General features: G+C 59.5%; 13 protein-coding genes and 3 pseudogenes. 12 read left to right on the forward strand and 4 right to left on the reverse strand.

Features of this window, described 5'->3' with window-relative positions:
• Nucleotides 1-49: 49 nt before the first annotated feature.
• Genes ACYZTM_RS22915 through ACYZTM_RS22925 form a run of 3 tightly spaced genes read left to right on the forward strand, consistent with a single transcriptional unit; the run spans nucleotide 50 to nucleotide 2,426 of the window.
• Nucleotides 50-802, forward strand: a complete 753-nt coding sequence (locus ACYZTM_RS22915) for a 5-oxoprolinase subunit PxpA (protein WP_131060429.1) — start codon at nucleotides 50-52, stop codon at nucleotides 800-802.
• A complete protein-coding gene (gene pxpB, locus ACYZTM_RS22920; protein ID WP_461984798.1) occupies nucleotides 799-1,503 on the forward strand; it encodes a 5-oxoprolinase subunit PxpB in 705 nt (234 codons plus the stop codon). Before ACYZTM_RS22915 ends, pxpB begins: the two co-directional genes overlap by 4 nt.
• The gene (locus ACYZTM_RS22925) at nucleotides 1,500-2,426 is read left to right on the forward strand and encodes a 5-oxoprolinase subunit C family protein (protein WP_461984800.1); all 927 of its coding nucleotides are present in this window, start codon (nucleotides 1,500-1,502) and stop codon (nucleotides 2,424-2,426) included. Before pxpB ends, ACYZTM_RS22925 begins: the two co-directional genes overlap by 4 nt.
• A 112-nt stretch (nucleotides 2,427-2,538) precedes the next feature.
• Here ACYZTM_RS22925 and ACYZTM_RS22930 read toward each other — a convergent pair whose 3' ends face one another.
• Nucleotides 2,539-3,717: a vWA domain-containing protein gene (locus ACYZTM_RS22930; protein ID WP_461984802.1), complete on the reverse strand. Its 1,179-nt coding sequence runs from the start codon at nucleotides 3,715-3,717 to the stop codon at nucleotides 2,539-2,541.
• Nucleotides 3,718-3,750: 33 nt separating this feature from the next.
• Entirely contained in the window at nucleotides 3,751-4,596 is an 846-nt protein-coding gene (locus ACYZTM_RS22935) for an AAA family ATPase (RefSeq protein ID WP_010462104.1), read from the reverse strand.
• 202 nt (nucleotides 4,597-4,798) lie between these two features.
• Here ACYZTM_RS22935 and ACYZTM_RS22940 point away from each other — a divergent pair, with 202 nt between their 5' ends.
• Both ACYZTM_RS22940 and ACYZTM_RS22945 read left to right on the forward strand, forming a co-directional pair.
• The gene (locus ACYZTM_RS22940) at nucleotides 4,799-5,029 is read left to right on the forward strand and encodes a DUF4160 domain-containing protein (RefSeq protein ID WP_461984804.1); all 231 of its coding nucleotides are present in this window, start codon (nucleotides 4,799-4,801) and stop codon (nucleotides 5,027-5,029) included.
• Complete coding sequence (locus ACYZTM_RS22945) at nucleotides 5,017-5,520, forward strand: DUF2442 domain-containing protein (protein ID WP_461984806.1); 504 nt, start codon at nucleotides 5,017-5,019, stop codon at nucleotides 5,518-5,520. The genes ACYZTM_RS22940 and ACYZTM_RS22945 overlap by 13 nt, the downstream gene beginning before the upstream one ends.
• Here ACYZTM_RS22945 and ACYZTM_RS22950 read toward each other — a convergent pair.
• Nucleotides 5,517-6,593, reverse strand: a complete 1,077-nt coding sequence (locus ACYZTM_RS22950) for a DUF748 domain-containing protein (RefSeq protein WP_131060435.1) — start codon at nucleotides 6,591-6,593, stop codon at nucleotides 5,517-5,519. The two genes, ACYZTM_RS22945 and ACYZTM_RS22950, sit on opposite strands and share 4 nt — an antisense overlap.
• Before the next feature lie 127 nt (nucleotides 6,594-6,720).
• Between ACYZTM_RS22950 and cysK the strand changes: the two genes are divergently transcribed.
• The 5 genes and pseudogenes from cysK to ACYZTM_RS22975 all read left to right on the forward strand — a co-directional run.
• Nucleotides 6,721-7,695 carry a cysteine synthase A gene (gene cysK / locus ACYZTM_RS22955; RefSeq protein WP_131060436.1) on the forward strand — a complete coding sequence of 325 codons (975 nt, stop codon included), beginning with the start codon at nucleotides 6,721-6,723 and terminating at the stop codon, nucleotides 7,693-7,695.
• Nucleotides 7,696-7,916: 221 nt separating this feature from the next.
• On the forward strand, nucleotides 7,917-8,861 hold the full coding sequence (locus tag ACYZTM_RS22960; RefSeq protein ID WP_461984809.1) for an aspartyl/asparaginyl beta-hydroxylase domain-containing protein: 945 nt from the start codon (nucleotides 7,917-7,919) through the stop codon (nucleotides 8,859-8,861).
• Nucleotides 8,862-8,908: 47 nt separating this feature from the next.
• Nucleotides 8,909-9,016: pseudogene (locus tag ACYZTM_RS22965) on the forward strand (EamA family transporter); the annotation flags it as partial.
• Nucleotides 9,017-9,073: 57 nt separating this feature from the next.
• Nucleotides 9,074-9,166: pseudogene (locus tag ACYZTM_RS22970) on the forward strand (hypothetical protein); the annotation flags it as partial.
• Nucleotides 9,145-9,366 (forward strand): annotated as a pseudogene (locus tag ACYZTM_RS22975) (aldehyde dehydrogenase (NADP(+))); the annotation flags it as partial. The pseudogenes ACYZTM_RS22970 and ACYZTM_RS22975, both read left to right, overlap by 22 nt.
• A 132-nt stretch (nucleotides 9,367-9,498) precedes the next feature.
• On the opposite strand, the gene ACYZTM_RS22980 reads toward ACYZTM_RS22975, so the two are convergent.
• Nucleotides 9,499-10,407: a DMT family transporter gene (locus ACYZTM_RS22980; RefSeq protein ID WP_461984811.1), complete on the reverse strand. Its 909-nt coding sequence runs from the start codon at nucleotides 10,405-10,407 to the stop codon at nucleotides 9,499-9,501.
• A 157-nt stretch (nucleotides 10,408-10,564) separates the two neighbouring features.
• Between ACYZTM_RS22980 and aceK the strand changes: the two genes are divergently transcribed.
• Together aceK and hrpA are read left to right on the forward strand one after the other, a co-directional pair.
• Nucleotides 10,565-12,283 carry a bifunctional isocitrate dehydrogenase kinase/phosphatase gene (gene aceK, locus ACYZTM_RS22985; protein ID WP_461984813.1) on the forward strand — a complete coding sequence of 573 codons (1,719 nt, stop codon included), beginning with the start codon at nucleotides 10,565-10,567 and terminating at the stop codon, nucleotides 12,281-12,283.
• A 251-nt stretch (nucleotides 12,284-12,534) separates the two neighbouring features.
• Nucleotides 12,535-16,446: an ATP-dependent RNA helicase HrpA gene (hrpA, locus tag ACYZTM_RS22990; protein WP_461984815.1), complete on the forward strand. Its 3,912-nt coding sequence runs from the start codon at nucleotides 12,535-12,537 to the stop codon at nucleotides 16,444-16,446.
• Nucleotides 16,447-16,600 lie beyond the last annotated feature (154 nt).

Genomic DNA, 16,600 nt, shown 5'->3' on the forward strand with positions numbered 1-16,600 from the left:
GGGCAAATGCCTACAGCTAAAAAGAATCAAACCTACAGGAGTGTTCACCGTGAGCCGCCTGCTATTGAACTGCGACATCGGCGAGAGTTTCGGTAACTGGACCATGGGTCTGGACGCCGAGGTCATGCCCTTCATCGATTGCGCCAACATCGCCTGCGGCTTCCATGCCGGCGACCCGAGCATCATGCGCAAGACCGTCAGCCTGGCCCTGAGCAACGGCGTACTGATCGGCGCACATCCTGCGTATCAGGATCTGGTCGGCTTCGGTCGCCGCTCCATGGCCTACACCGCCCAGGAACTTCAGGACATTCTGCATTACCAGATCGGCGCCCTCGACGGCATTTGCCGGGCCCAGGGCGGGCGCGTCAGTTACGTCAAACCCCACGGCGCGATGTACAACGACATGATGGCCAACCCGGCGCAATTGCGCGCGGTGCTTCAGGCTGTGGCAGCGTATGACCGGACCCTGCCGCTGATGCTGATGGCCACTCGCGACAACAGCGCCGCGCAGCAACTGGGTGATGAATACGGCGTGACCTTGTGGTTCGAAGCCTTCGCCGATCGCGCCTACGACAGCGCCGGGATGCTGGTTTCACGGCAACTGCCGGGGGCGGTGCACCACGATCCCGAGCGAATTATCGAGCAAGCGCTGACCATCGCCCGTAGCGACAACCTCACCGCCAGCGACGGCAGCGCCTTGCATTTACAGGCCAACACCCTTTGCGTCCACGGAGACAACGCCAGTTCGGTGGCGGCCGTGCGCCGGATTCGCGAAGCACTTGATCAGCAGAGCGCACCATGAAACCGCGGGTTGAGGTGGTGGCGCTGGATTGTCTGATGGTGCGGATGTTCGATGAAATTGCCGAGGCCAACATGCCGTGGATGCTGGCGGCCAGCGAAAACCTGCGTGCTGTATTCGCAGGGCATCTGATTGATCTGGTGCCGTCCTATACGACGTTGATGGTGCATTACGATCTGACCGCGTTGAGTCCGGCTCAGGCCCGGGAACTGATCGCCGAAGCGCTGATCGACCTGTCGCCCAACGCGAGCAGCAGCGGCAGATGCCATGTGCTGCCGGTCTGGTATGACTTGAGCGTCGGTCCGGAGTTGAGCCTGTTGTCTCAGCGTAGCGGGCTGTCGGTGGAGGAGGTGATCCGTCGCCACAGCGAGCGTGAATATCAGGTGTTCGCTTTGGGCTTCGCCCCGGGGTTTGCCTTCATGGGGCTGGTGGAGGAAGTACTCGCTGCGCCGCGCCTGAATACGCCGCGCAAAAAAGTTGCCGCCGGCAGTGTCGGCATCGCCGAGCGGCAAACCGCCGCCTACCCGGTGGTTTCCCCCGGCGGCTGGAACCTGATCGGCCGCACGCCGGCCAAACTGTTCGACCGCGAACGCGACGGCTACAGCCTGATGCAACCGGGTGACACTGTGCGCTTCGAAGCGGTCAGTCATGCCGAGTTCATCAACCTGGGCGGTGACGACACGCCATTGGAGGCCCTGGCATGAGCCATCTGTTGATTGAGGCGAGTACGCCGCTGTGCCTGTTGCAGGACGCTGGCCGTTTCGGCGTGCGGCATCTGGGCGTGACCCAGGGCGGCGGCCTGGATTGGCGCTCGATGTCGTGGGCCAACTGGCTGCTGGGTAATAGGCTGGATGCGCCGGTGATTGAAATCACCCTCGGCGGATTCAGCGTCGTGGCCGAGGACGATTGTGTATTGGCGCTGGCCGGAGCGGATCTGGGTGCGCAAGTGAATGGCGAGGCACTGGCGCCGTGGCGCAGTTTTCGGCTGAACAAAGGCCAGCGATTGCAGTTCACTCAACCGCTGCTCGGGGCGCGAGCTTATCTGGCCGCGCCGGGCGGGTTTGAGGCGCCGAAGGTGCTGGGTAGCACCGCGACGGTGGTCCGTGAAGAACTCGGCGGTCTGGATGGAATGGGCCGTCCGTTGGCCAAAGACGCCCAGTTAAGCTATCGCGGAAGTGCGTTGTTATTGCTGCGGGAGTTGCCGGTAGAACATCGGCCGGATTTCAAAGTCGATTCGCCACTGGATCTGGTTCTCGGCGCGCAGATCGGTGAGTTCAGCGGGCAAAGTCTGTTCGACGCGTTCAACAGCGTCTGGACCCTCGACAGCCGTGCCGACCGCATGGGCATTCGCCTGCTGGGAATGGCGTTGCAGTACCAGGGCAAACCGATGATTTCCGAAGGCATCCCGCTGGGCGCGGTCCAGGTGCCGCCGGATGGGCAGCCGATTGTGTTGCTCAATGATCGGCAGACCATTGGCGGTTATCCGCGATTGGGGGCGTTGACGCCGTTGGCGTTGGCACGGCTGGCGCAGTGCTTGCCGGGGTCGAAGGTGCGGTTGCGGCCGGTGGTGCAGGATGTTGCGCATCGGGAGCAGGTCAAGTATTTGCGCCGATTTTCAGACCGCTAAAAGCTTCGCGGGCAAGCCTCGCTCCTACAGGGTTGGTGCACGACGCACGAACACCGAAACCTGTAGGAGCGAGGCTTGCCCGCGAAGGCTGCCTTGCAGGCAACGCAGATCTCTATTTGGAAAGAAACCGCATCCCTTCTTCAAGCCCCCGCAACGTCAGCGGATACATCTGGTCATCAATCAAGTCCCGCACAATATTGGTCGAAGACGTATAACCCCACGTATCTTTCGGATACGGGTTGATCCAGATGACCTTCTTGTACTTCTCCATGAACCGCTGCATCCACACATAACCGGCTTCTTCGTTCCAGTGTTCGACGCTGCCGCCAGCCTGGGTGATTTCGTATGGCGCCATGGCGGCGTCACCGATGAAGATCACTTTGTAGTCGGCACCGTACTTGTGCAGCAGATCCTGGGTCGACGTGCGCTCGGAGGTACGGCGCATGTTGTTCTTCCACACCGATTCATAAACGAAGTTGTGGAAGTAGAAGTACTCCAGGTGCTTGAACTCGGTCTTGCAGGCCGAGAACAACTCCTCGCAAATCTTCACGTGGGCGTCCATCGAGCCGCCGATGTCGAACAGCAGCAACAGCTTGACGGTGTTGCGCCGCTCCGGCCGCATCTGGATGTTCAGCAGGCCGGCATCGCGTGCGGTATGGTCGATGGTGCCATCGATGTCCAGCTCTTCTGCCGCACCCTGACGGGCGAATTTGCGCAAGCGGCGCAGGGCAACCTTGATGTTGCGCGTGCCCAGTTCCACCGAATCGTCGAGGTTCTTGTACTCGCGCTGATCCCACACCTTGACCGCTTTGCCTTGGCGCTTGCCGGCATCGCCGACCCGAATGCCTTCCGGGTTGAAACCGCCGGAGCCGAACGGGCTGGTGCCACCGGTGCCGATCCATTTGTTGCCGCCGGCGTGGCGTTCTTTCTGTTCTTCGAGGCGTTTCTTGAACTCTTCGATCAGCTTGTCCAGGCCTCCAAGGGACTGGATTGCTGCGCGCTCTTCCTCGGTCAGGGAGCGCTCGAACTCCTTGCGCAGCCAGTCTTCAGGAATCAACGCCTGAAGGTGATCGTCGAGTTTTTCCAGGCCGTTGAAGTAGGCACCGAACGCGCGGTCGAACTTGTCGAAATGCCGTTCGTCCTTCACCAGAATCGCCCGGGACAAGTAATAAAACTCGTCCATATCAGCGAAGGTCACGCGCTGTTTCAGCGCGTTGATCAGGTCCAGCAGCTCCCGTACCGAGACCGGCACTTTGGCTGCACGCATTTCATTGAACAGGTTAAGCAGCATGGCAATCGCCCTCTATCTTGTTAAACAGAGGGATCAGCGAGTGCCGCGACGGCTCATGAACGCCAGACGCTCAAGTAATTGCACGTCCTGTTCGTTCTTCACCAGGGCGCCTGCCAGCGGCGGAATCGCTTTGGTCGGATCGCGTTCGCGCAATACCGCTTCGCCGATGTTGTCGGCCATCAACAGTTTCAGCCAGTCCACCAGTTCGGAGGTCGATGGCTTTTTCTTCAGGCCCGGGACCTTGCGCACATCGAAGAACACGTCCAGCGCTTCGCTGACCAGGTCTTTCTTGATGTTCGGGTAGTGCACGTCGACGATCTTCTGCAGCGTCACGCGATCGGGGAACGCGATGTAGTGGAAGAAGCAGCGGCGCAGGAAGGCGTCCGGCAGCTCTTTCTCGTTGTTGGAGGTAATGATGATGATCGGACGCTTCTTGGCCTTGATGGTCTCGTCGATTTCGTAAACGTAGAACTCCATCTTGTCGAGTTCTTGCAGCAGGTCGTTCGGGAACTCGATGTCGGCCTTGTCGATTTCGTCGATCAGCAGGATCACCCGCTCTTCGGACTCGAAAGCCTCCCAGAGCTTGCCCTTTTTCAGGTAGTTGCGAACGTCGTGGACCTTCTCCGTGCCCAGCTGCGAGTCACGCAGTCGACTGACCGCGTCGTACTCGTACAGGCCCTGATGCGCCTTGGTCGTGGACTTGATGTGCCAGGTGATCAACTTGGCGCCGAAGGACTCGGCCAGTTGTTCGGCGAGCATGGTTTTGCCGGTGCCCGGCTCGCCCTTGACCAGCAGTGGACGCTCCAGGGTAATGGCGGCGTTGACCGCCAGCTTCAGGTCATCGGTGGCGACGTAGGCCTGGGTGCCTTCGAACTTCATCTGCTAATCCTCGAACGGTAATGCCGACCTGAACGGGGCAGGGCGGGGCGCAATAATTGTAGTACCCGACTATAACGCGCTGCCCCGTCGACTGTGAACGCAGACGGCTTATTCAGTCTCTGAATGGGGCGTCACATCTTGACTCAGTCTCGGCTGCTGGCCAGTATTGAGATATCGCCATGTTGGCGATAGCTTGCCCGGCATGTCTACTAAATATCGATTTCGCGATACGTACCGCATTCAGTTGCGCGAGAAGGATCATCCACCGCCTCATGTTCACCTGACGGGTGGCGGGCTGGATGTCATGTTGAGCCTGGATACCGTCGAAGTGATGGTGGGCAAGGCACCGCCGCTGATTATCAAGGAAGCACTGGAGTGGGTCAGGGCTCATCAGGTGCAATTGCTGGAGGACTGGAAACGATGCTACCCATGAAACGACCACGGCTGTCGGCTGTGCAGGCGTTGCCGGTTTACCGCCTGGCGCTGACCTTTATCGACGGTCAGCAACTGACCCTCGATTTGAGTCGCGACTTGCACGCCTATCCAGGATTGCAGCCATTGCTGGAGGCTGGCGCATTCGAAAATGCAATATCGGGCGATGAGGGCTGGAGTGTCGAGTGGCCGGAGCAGGACATCCAGATTGGCGCCGACACTCTGTATCTGGAGGCGCTCGCGCAAAACGCATCGGACGAGAACACCCGGATCTTTATCGATTGGCGCGCCCGTACCGGGTTGCCGCTCAATCAGGCGGCTGAAGCGTTGGGGGTTAGCGCGCGCAGCATCACGCGTTATAGCAGCGGGCGTGAACCGGTGCCCCGATCATTGGCGCTGGCCTGTCTGGGGTGGGATTTCCTGCAGCAGCAAGCGAGCCCGATGCGGGCCGCCGAAGAAACCGGGCGCTACACCGTTACGCGTAAACCCTAACCAGCCTCCGGCTTCGGCCGCTCATAGCGTGCATTGAACGCCTGAACAAAACCGTTGCGTAAAATCTGCAAAAACGCCTGGAAGGCGCTGATATCTTGCCGATGCACATTGCCGCTCAGTTCAACCCGAGTGGCAAACTGGTTCTTGCCCTGGTTTTTCAACACGGTTTCGGAACCTCCGACGATGGCCTCCCAGATGGAACGGAAAAACCCTTTGTCCTTGTTTTCCACATCCTGTTGCCAGTTGAACACGTCGACGTCTTTCAGCAGCGGTTTGATGTAGCCGGTCATTTTGGCCTTTTTGGCTTGCGCTTCGATCACCACATCGCCGTGACCGGCGTTGAAGTCGAACTTGCCATAGGCCGAGGCAAAGTCGTTCATGCGTTTGAGTTCAATGTCCCTGGCCCGCAGCCGGAACTCGAAGTCTTCAAAGTTGCTTAACGGGTCGAAGGTTGCCGTTGTCTCCAGTGGCGCATGGCCCAGCAACAGCGCCTTGCCTTCAAAACGGGCGTCGCGCTTGCCTTTGGTATCGACCACGTTGGTCAGGTTGTAAAGGCTGGCGTTGACCTGGGTGGCGTTCATGTTGACGGGGGGCTTGGAATTGAAGTTTCGAAAGCTGATCTTGCCGTCGTAGATGCGTATTTCATTAAAGGTGAACGGCGCCAGTTTGCTCAACTGTGCGCGCCAGTCGGTGCCTTGACCGGTCTGGGAGTTTTTTTTGTTGGCGCCGCCGTCGACGAAGTTCACCTCGGGGTTGAAGAACTGCACCTCGGCCACCACTGCGCGGTCAGACCAGAGTGAGTGCCAACTGACAGAAAGGTCGATCAGCGGCGCATTGACGAAAGGCACCGGGACCTTGCCGTCGACCTTGACGATCTTCAGTCCGTTGATTTTATAGGCGCCGCGCCACAGGGCCAGGTCCACGTCGGTCACCTGACCTCGGTAATCGCCCATGTCCGCCAGCTTGTCGTTCAGGTAATCGCGTACCAGGTAGGGCAGGGCGATGTGCAGGGCAATCAGCAGCACAACGAGGCCGGCGAGGGTCCACAGGGGCCAACTGTATCGACGTTTCATGACGGCAAATCTCTGGCGATATAAAGCCATTGACTGCGGCGGTCACCGGACGTTCGACCTGACTGGACGACCACCGGCAACAGGCATACCTTTGGGAGCTTATTCAACGCTGTACAAGGACCCAGCCATGAGCCGTATTTACGCTGACAACGCCCATTCCATCGGCAATACGCCGCTGGTGCAGATCAACCGCATTGCCCCGCGCGGCGTGACCATTCTGGCCAAGATCGAAGGGCGCAACCCTGGTTATTCGGTCAAGTGCCGGATCGGCGCGAGCATGATCTGGGACGCCGAAAGCTCCGGCAAACTAAAGCCTGGCATGACCATCATCGAACCGACGTCGGGTAATACCGGTATTGGCCTGGCCTTTGTTGCCGCTGCCCGTGGTTACAAATTGATGCTGACCATGCCGGCGTCGATGAGCATCGAACGACGCAAGGTTCTCAAGGCACTGGGCGCCGAACTGGTATTGACCGAACCGGCCAAGGGCATGAAGGGCGCGATCGAGAAGGCTGCCGAGATCCTTGCCAGCAACCCGGCCAAATACTTCATGCCGGCGCAGTTCGACAACCCGGCCAACCCGGCCATTCACGAGAAAACCACCGGCCCGGAAATCTGGAACGACACCGACGGCGCGGTCGATGTGCTGGTAGCGGGCGTCGGAACCGGCGGAACCATTACTGGCGTTTCGCGGTATATCAAGAATACCCAGGGCAAACCGATTATCTCGGTGGCGGTGGAGCCGATGGTGTCGCCTGTGATCACCCAGGCGATTGCCGGTGAGGAGATCAAGCCTAGCCCTCACAAAATCCAGGGGATCGGTGCCGGTTTTGTCCCAAAGAATCTGGATCTTGCGATGGTCGATCGGGTTGAGCTGGTCAGCGACGACGAATCCAAGGCCATGGCCCTGCGCCTGATGCAGGAAGAAGGGATTTTGTGCGGTATTTCCTGTGGCGCCGCGATGGCGGTGGCGGTGCGTTTGGCCGAAACACCGGAAATGCAGGGCAAGACCATCGTGGTGATCCTGCCGGACTCCGGTGAGCGCTACCTGTCGAGCATGTTGTTCAGCGATCTGTTTACCGAGCAGGAGAATCAGCAGTAAAGCGGTGACGTCTGCGGGATCTTTTTAACGTGTGGCGAGAGGGCTGATTCAGGTCAGCCCCCGTTCAGGAACCTTATGTTAATAAGTGCTTTATTGCACAAACCTTAATACTGAATGTCGACTTTTGCGGGTTTTTCCCGAGGCCGGTAGTGTTGATCATGGCCGGCTGCCACGTCGGGTAAATGGCGTTGTGCATAGAACCAATACTCAAGGAGCCGTAGATGACCTTTTCCTTTTCCTTTGCCGCGAAAGCGTCAGTGTTGCTGCTATTCCTGGGCAGCACCCTCTATGTGCATTTGCGCGGCAAGGCACGATTGCCGGTTCTGCGTCAGTTGGTCAATCACTCGGCCTTGTTCGCACCTTACAACGCCTTGATGTACCTGTTCTCTGGCGTGCCATCCAAACCTTATCTGGACCGCAGCAAGTTCCCGGAACTGAACGTGCTCAAGGACAACTGGGAAGTTATCCGCGACGAAGCCATGCACCTGTTCGACGAGGGTTACATCTGCGCCGCCGAAAAGAACAACGATGCCGGTTTCGGTTCGTTCTTCAAGAAAGGGTGGAAACGTTTCTACCTCAAGTGGTACGACAAACCTCTGCCATCAGCCGAAACCTTGTGCCCGAAAACCGTGGCCTTGGTCAGCAGCATTCCCAACGTCAAGGGTGCGATGTTCGCCTTGCTGCCGGGTGGCAGCCACCTCAACCCGCACCGCGATCCGTTTGCCGGTTCCCTGCGCTATCACCTGGGGCTGTCGACGCCGAACTCCGATGATTGCCGTATCTTCGTCGACGGTCAGGTGTACGCCTGGCGTGATGGAGAGGACGTGATGTTCGATGAGACCTACGTGCATTGGGTCAAGAACGAAACCGGGAAAACCAGAGTTATTCTGTTCTGCGACATCGAGCGGCCACTGAGCAATCGCATCATGACCCGTATCAACCGCTGGATCAGTGGCTTGCTTGGTCGCGCCACCGCACCGCAGAATCTTGATGATGAACGGGTTGGCGGGATTAACCAGGCTTATGCCTGGAGCAAGAACTTCAGCGACAAGGTCAGTGGAGCGGTCAAGCGCTGGAAGCGTCGTAATCCCAATACATACCGCGTGCTGCGGCCGGTGCTGGCGGTGGTGGTGTTGACGTTGTTGGGGTATTGGTTGTTTGGGTGACTGGATGCAATAGAAAACCGCTCCTTGGGAGCGGTTTTTTTATGACGGTGATGGACTACCTGATTTTTGGTAATCGGCTGGCGGCATTGAGCATGCTGGGCATGCTGCTGCTGATCATCATCGGTCTGGTCTTCGTGTTCCGTAAAACAGCGTAAAGATGATAAGGCCTGGAGCGTTGCTCCGGGCCTTTTCTATTTGGCCAGCGCCGGGCAGATAACCTCTGGAGCTCGCGCGTGACCTCCCACGTGGCGCTGGCCGAAGTGACGGGCATGCTCAGCCAGACGCGGGGGGCGAGGTGTGTGAAGCGATGGTGCATGGCGGGCTGTATCCGGCGACGTCGGATTCGCGGGGGACGTCGGTCGGGACGTTGGCGATTGACCGGTTTCTGCGGCCGGTGTGCTTCCAAAATTATCCGGATGCGTTGCTGCCCGAGGCGTTGCAGAACGCCAATCCGCTGGGGATTCGGCGGTTGGTGGATGGGGAGGTGAGTCAGTCAGCCTTGTAGTGTCTGGGCTATCGCCATCGCGAGCAGGCTCACTCCCACATTGGATCTCCTGTGAACACAATATTTGTGAACACTGAGGTTACCTGTGGGAGTGAGCCTGCTCGCGATGACGTCATCAGCCTCACCAAAAATCTACTTGGCAGCCACCGCTGCAGCCTTCACCACCGAAGGCTTCAACACCAACCACAACGCCGCCGCAATCAACACCCCGCCATAGATATGCGCCATCGACAACGGCTCATCCAGTAACAGCGCTCCCCACAACACCCCGAACGGCGGGATCAGGAAGGTCGTGGTCATCGACCTCACTGGCCCGATCGAGCTGAGCAAACGGAAGTAAATGATGTACGCGAGCGCGGTACACACCAGCCCCAACCCCAGCAACGACAACCAGACATTCCAGCCGCCCCAGCTTGCCGGTGGCTGGCTGATTACGCTGTAGCCGAACAACGGCAGTAAAAACAGCGTCGCACCAAGCATGCTGCCCAGCGCCGAAAGACGACTGTCGAGACCGCCCGCGTGATCAAGCCAGCGGCGGGCCAGGAATCCGGCAAAGCCATAACAGGTGGTGGCGAGCAGGCAGGCAACGGCGCCCATCAGCAGTTCCATGTCGAACGCCACCGGACCGGCACGGGTCAGGACACCAACACCAAGCAGTCCGAGGAACACCCCGCCAAGCTTGGCGGCGGTCAGTCTTTCATGGAAGAACAGACCGCCAATCAACACGCCCATCAGCGGCGTGGTGGCGTTGAAAATCGCCGAATAGCCGGCCGGAAGGACTTGGGCGGCTACCGAGTAGAGCGTCGCCGGAATCCCGGAGTTGATCACGCCGAGCAGCATCACCGTCTTCAGCTTGCCTTTGAAATCCCAGCTGATGCGCATCAGCCCCAGGATCACCAGCAAGCCGGTGGCAGCAATCGACACACGGAAAAAGGCCGTGGGGATTGTGCCAATCACGGGGGCGATGATGCGCATGAACAGAAAGCTCGCACCCCAGATCGCTGCCAGCGACAGTAAACGGAAAATATCGACAGGGCTCACGGAACACTCCTTCCTTGATGGGGACGAGAGTGTTGCCGAGCGCCTTATCCATGGCAACCGAAAAACGAGCATTTAACCCGAGCCGAAAATTACGCTTCTCCTGCACCCGGTTCACTGGCTAAGCTCAGGGCTCCCGAATTCCCGCAGAGGTCTCACCATGCCGCAGCAATGGCCAGCCGCCGACATCGCCCGAATGATCCTCGATGGCTTTGACGATTACCGCGAGCATTTCCGCCAGATCACCGACGGCGCCCGGACCCGCTTCGAGCAGGCCCTGTGGCAGGAGGCCCAAGTCGCCTCGGCCGCGCGGATCAACCTGTATGAAGAGAAGGTCAGCGAAACGGTCGACCGCCTGCGCATTGCGTTTGACGCCGACACGCTGGACGTCAGTTGCTGGCCGCTGGTCAAAAGCGCTTACATCACCCTGATCGACCTGCGTTTCGACGATGAACTGTCCGAGACCTGGTACAACTCGATTTTCTGCGGGTTGTTCAGCCATGACCTGATCAGCGACGGCTGCATGTTCATCCACACCACCCGGCCAAGCCTGCGCCGGGCTCGCGCCGCGCAAACCCGAACCTACAAGCCTCAGGGCCAGTTGTCCGGCATGCTCGCGAGCATTTTTGCCGATTACAGCTTCAGCGAGGATTACGCCGACCTGGCCGGCGACTTGCGCCGCCTCGAAGCACAATTGCGCGAGAACCTGCCGGACTGGGTATGCAAGGACCCGGAATTGAGCGTCGAACTGTTTTCCTCGGTGCTCTACCGCAACAAGGGCGCGTACCTGGTAGGACGCATCTACACCACCGACGAGCAATGGCCGCTGGCGATTCCGCTGCTGCACCTCGAAGGTCGCGGCATCCAGATCGATGCGCTGATCACCGATGAAGCGGACGTGTCGATCATCTTCTCGTTCACTCGCTCGTATTTCATGGTGGATGTGCCGGTGCCGGCGGAGTTCATCGGTTTCCTGCGGCGGATCCTGCCCGGGAAACACATCGCCGAGCTGTACACCTCGATTGGTTTCTACAAGCACGGCAAGTCCGAGTTCTACCGGGCGCTGATCAATCACCTGGCCAGCACCGACGACCAGTTCATCATGGCCCCCGGTGTACGCGGCATGGTGATGAGCGTGTTTACGCTGCCGGGCTTCAACACCGTATTCAAAATCATCAAGGACCGTTTCTCGCCGTCGAAAAACGTCGACCGCGCCACGGTGATCGAAAAATACCGTTTGGTGAAAAGCGTCGACCGCGTCGGGCGCATGGCCGATACCCAGGAGTTTGCGGATTTTCGCTTCCCCTTGAGCAAGTTCGACCCGGCGTGCCTGGAAGAACTGCTTGAGGTGGCCGCGTCCACGGTATCGGTGGAAGACGACACGGTGCTGATCCGTCACTGCTGGACCGAGCGGCGAATGACGCCGCTGAACCTGTACCTGGAAAACGCCAACGAGGCGCAGGTACGCGAGGCGCTGGAGGATTACGGTCTGGCGATCAAGCAACTGGCTGCGGCGAACATCTTTCCTGGCGACATGCTGTTGAAGAACTTCGGTGTCACCCGGCACGGTCGCGTGGTGTTTTATGACTATGACGAGATCTGCTTTCTGACTGAAGCCAACTTCCGTCACATCCCGCAACCGCGCACGCCGGAAGATGAGATGGCGTCCGAGCCGTGGTATTCGATTGGGCCGCTGGATGTGTTTCCTGAAGAGTTTCCGCCGTTCCTGTTTGCCGACTCCGGGCAAAGGAAGCTGTTTGATCAGTTGCATGGCGAGTTGTACAACGCCGATTACTGGAAAAGCCTCCAGGAAGCCATTCGCGGCGGCAAGGTGATCGACGTCTTCCCGTACCGCCGCAAAGGCCTCGACAACGAATAACCCACTCTGAGATGACACCTTCTGGCGATGGAGCTTTTGTGGCGAGGGGATTTATCCCCGTTGGGTTGCGAAGCGACCCTAAAACCATCCACCGCGGCATTTCAGACAAACCGCGCTGACCGGTTTACGATTGCTTCGCAACCGAACGGGGGATAAATCCCCTCGCCACAAAAGCGGGTTGCATTCGTCTCTATGCACGCAAATCTGCGACAATCGCCCCCCTGCGCCACTAGACGACTTTTGCGTACCTGATGACTGACGAATCGCCTTCCATCGACAAACTGCTGAAAAACCTTGATCACGCCATGCTCGCCGACCGCCACCGGCTGCGGCGGCAGTTGCTTGAGCTGCGCAAGAAACCTGATGAGGCCAAGCTGGCGCAGTGGGTGACGCGCATGCAGGCGTCCTGTGATCAGGTGTTGGCGCGGCGTGCCAGCCTGCCGGTGATTCGATACGACGACAGTCTGCCGATCGCCGCCAAACGCGCCGAAATCAAAGAAGCGCTGCTCAAGCATCAGGTGCTGATCATTGCCGGTGAAACCGGTTCGGGTAAAACCACCCAGCTGCCGAAGATCTGCCTGGAAATCGGTCGCGGTCAGCAGGGTCTGATTGGCCACACCCAGCCCCGTCGAATCGCCGCCCGCAGCGTCGCGAGCCGGGTTGCCGAAGAACTGGCGACGCCGTTGGGCGCGTTGGTTGGTTATCAAGTGCGGTTCGAAGATCAAAGCGATTCCAACACCCTGATCAAACTGATGACCGACGGCATCCTGCTGGCGGAAACCCAGAACGACCGCTACCTCGAACGCTACGACACGATCATCGTCGACGAAGCTCACGAGCGCAGCCTCAACATCGACTTCCTGCTGGGTTACCTGAAAACCCTGCTGCCGCGTCGTCCGGACCTGAAAGTCATCATCACGTCGGCGACCATCGACCTGGAGCGCTTCTCCAAGCACTTTGACGATGCGCCGATTGTCGAAGTCTCCGGCCGTACTTTCCCGGTGGACACCTGGTATCGCCCACTGACCCTGGAGCAGGACGAGGAGGGCAATCGCGTCGAGGACGACTTGACCGTGGATCAGGCGATCCTCGCCACCCTCGATGAAATCGCCGCGTTCGAACGCAGCGAGCGCAAGAGCCCCGGTGATGTGCTGGTCTTCCTGCCCGGCGAGCGCGAGATTCGCGACGCCGCCGACATGCTGCGCAAGGCCCAGCTCAAGCACACCGAGATTTTGCCGCTGTACGCGCGGCTGTCGCCGGCCGAACAGCAGCGGATTTTCCAGTCGCACCCTGGCCGTCGCGTGGTGCTGGCGACCAACGTCGCCGAAACCTCACTGACCGTGCCGGGCATTCGGTACGTGATTGACAGCGGCACCGCGCGCATCAGCCGTTACAGCTACCGCGCCAAGGTCCAGCGTCTGCCCATCGAAGCGATTTCCCAGGCCAGCGCCAACCAGCGTAAAGGTCGCTGCGGGCGGGTCGAGCCGGGCATTTGCATCCGTCTCTATGGCGAAGAAGACTTCATCGGTCGCCCGGAATTTACTGACCCGGAAATTCTGCGGACCAACCTCGCGGCGGTAATCCTGCAGATGCTGCATCTGCGCCTCGGCGAGATCACCGACTTCCCGTTTATCGAACCGCCGGATGGCAAGGCCATCAGCGACGGTTTCAACCTGCTTCAAGAACTTTCGGCGGTGGACCGCAATAGTCAGCTGACCCCGCTCGGTCGCCAGTTGGCGCGCCTTCCGGTGGACCCGCGCATGGGCCGCATGTTGCTGGAAGCGGCGAAACTTGGCAGCCTTCAGGAAGTGCTGATCGTCGCCAGCGCCATGTCGATTCAAGACCCGCGCGAACGTCCGCCGGAGCGTCAGCAAGCGGCGGATCAGGCCCACGCACAATGGAAAGACGTGGACTCGGATTTCGCCGGGCTGGTCAATCTGTGGCGTGGTTTTGAAGAACAGCGCCAGGCGCTGACGGCGAGTCCGTTGCGCAATTGGTGTCGCAAAAATTTCCTCAATTACCTGCGCCTGCGCGAATGGCGCGATTCTCACCGCCAACTGAGCCTGATCTGCCGCGACATGCAGCTCAGCCTCAATAAAGAACCGGCGGATTACCCGAAACTGCACAAAGCCGTGCTCTCGGGCCTGCTCAGCCAGATCGGTCAGAAAACCGATGAAGGCGATTACCTCGGTGCGCGTCAGCGACGTTTCTGGATTCACCCGTCATCCGGGCTGGGCAAGAAGCGCCCGCAATGGCTGATGACCGCCGAACTGGTGGAAACCACCAAGCTCTACGCGCGCATGGTGGCCAAGATCGACTCCGACTGGATCGAACCGCTGGCCGGGCACCTGATCAAGAAAAATCACTTCGAACCGCATTGGGAGAAGAAGCGCGGTCAGGTCGTGGCCTTCGAGCAGATCACCCTGTTCGGACTGATCGTGGTCGGTCGCCGGCCGGTGCATTACGGACCGATCGACCCTGTGGTGTCTCGTGAGTTTTTCATTCGCGAAGGCCTGGTGCGGGGCGAGATTCAATCCAAGGCCAAGTGCCTGACGGCCAACCAGCAACTGCTCGAACAGCTCGACGAATTGGAAGCCAAGGCCCGTCGTCGCGACATTCTGGCCGACGAAGAAACGCTGTTTGCTTTCTACGATGCGCGACTGCCGGCGGAGATCCACCAGACGGCGACTTTCGATAGCTGGTATCGGGTCAATAGCCAGAAAGACCCGCAGCTGCTGATCATGCGCGAAGAAGACGTGCTGGCCCGTGAGGCCAGCGAAGTCACCGCCCTGCATTACCCCGACACTTTGCACATCGGCGATCTGGAACTGGCCCTCAGTTACCATTTTGAACCCAACCATCCGCGCGATGGCGTGACTCTGCGTGTGCCGGCGCCGCTGTTGCCGATGTTGCCGCCGGAATGCCTGGAATGGCTGGTGCCGGGCATCATCGAGGCCAAGTGCATCGCGCTGGTGCGCAACCTGCCCAAAGCCCTGCGCAAGAACTTCGTGCCGGTGCCGGACTTCGTCAAAGCCGCGTTGCAGCGCATGACCTTCGCCGAGGGCTCGTTGCCTCAGGCGTTGGGTCGCGAGCTGCTGCGCATGACAGGTGCGCGGGTCAGCGATGAAGCGTGGGCGGAAGCGGAGCAGCAGGTCGACAGTCATTTGCGGATGAACCTGGAAATCGTCGATGGCCAAGGCAAGTTCCTCGGCGAAGGGCGAGATCTGGCCGAGCTGACCGCACGTTTTTCCGAGGCCAGTCAGGCTGCGTTGGCTGTGCCGCAAACCGCGAAAAGCCAGCAGCCGGTGGAGGCGAAGGTCTTCGCGGCGGTGGCGCAAAAGACTCAACAGAAGATCGCCGGGCTGTCGATGACGGTGTATCCGGCGCTGGTGGAAGAGAGCGGCACGGTCAAGGAAGGGCGTTTCTCGACCCCGGCCGAAGCCGAGTTCCAGCATCGCCGTGCTTTGCAGCGGTTGTTGATGCAGCAGCTGGCCGAACCGGCGAAGTTCCTGCGCGGCAAGTTGCCGGGGCTGACCGAACTGGGCCTGATGTACCGCGACATGGGGCGTATCGACAGTCTGGTGGAAGACATTCTGCTGGCCAGCCTCGACAGCTGCATTCTCGAGGGTGAAGACCCGTTGCCGCGTGATGGTGCGGGTCTGGCGGCGTTGGCCGAGCGCAAACGCGGTGGCTGGACCGAGCATGCTGAGCGTCTGGCTAAATTGACGCTGGAGATTCTCAAGCTCTGGCACGGCCTGCAAAAACGCTTCAAGGGCAAGATTGATCTGGCACAAGCCGTGGCCCTGAACGACATCAAGCAGCAGCTCAGCCATCTGGTGTATCCGGGGTTTGTCCGGGAAACGCCGATGTTATGGCTCAAGGAACTGCCGCGCTATCTGAAAGCGGTCGAGCAGCGCTTCGAGAAAATCGGTGCTCAGGTGCAGAGGGATCGGGTCTGGAGCGGCGAATTGTCCGGACTCTGGACCCAATACCAGACCCGTGCCAACAAGCACGCCCAGGAAGGCAAACGCGATCCGCAGTTGGAGCTCTATCGCTGGTGGCTGGAGGAATACCGGGTTTCGCTGTTCGCCCAGCAATTGGGGACCAAGGTGCCGATTTCCGACAAGCGCCTGAACAAGCAATGGACCCAGGTTGAACCGTAGAGGCTTTTTGTAGGAGCCAGGCTTGCCGGCGAAGGCGGTCATAAGGATGCCTTCGCCGGCAAGCCTGGCTCCTACGGTAATGCGTTGTGTCTGCGGTGGGTGTTTGATCCTGCAAATAGGGCCAAAACCCAATGTTTATGGCAAACTTCGCGCC

Source organism: Pseudomonas sp. MDT2-39-1, assembly GCF_054898085.1.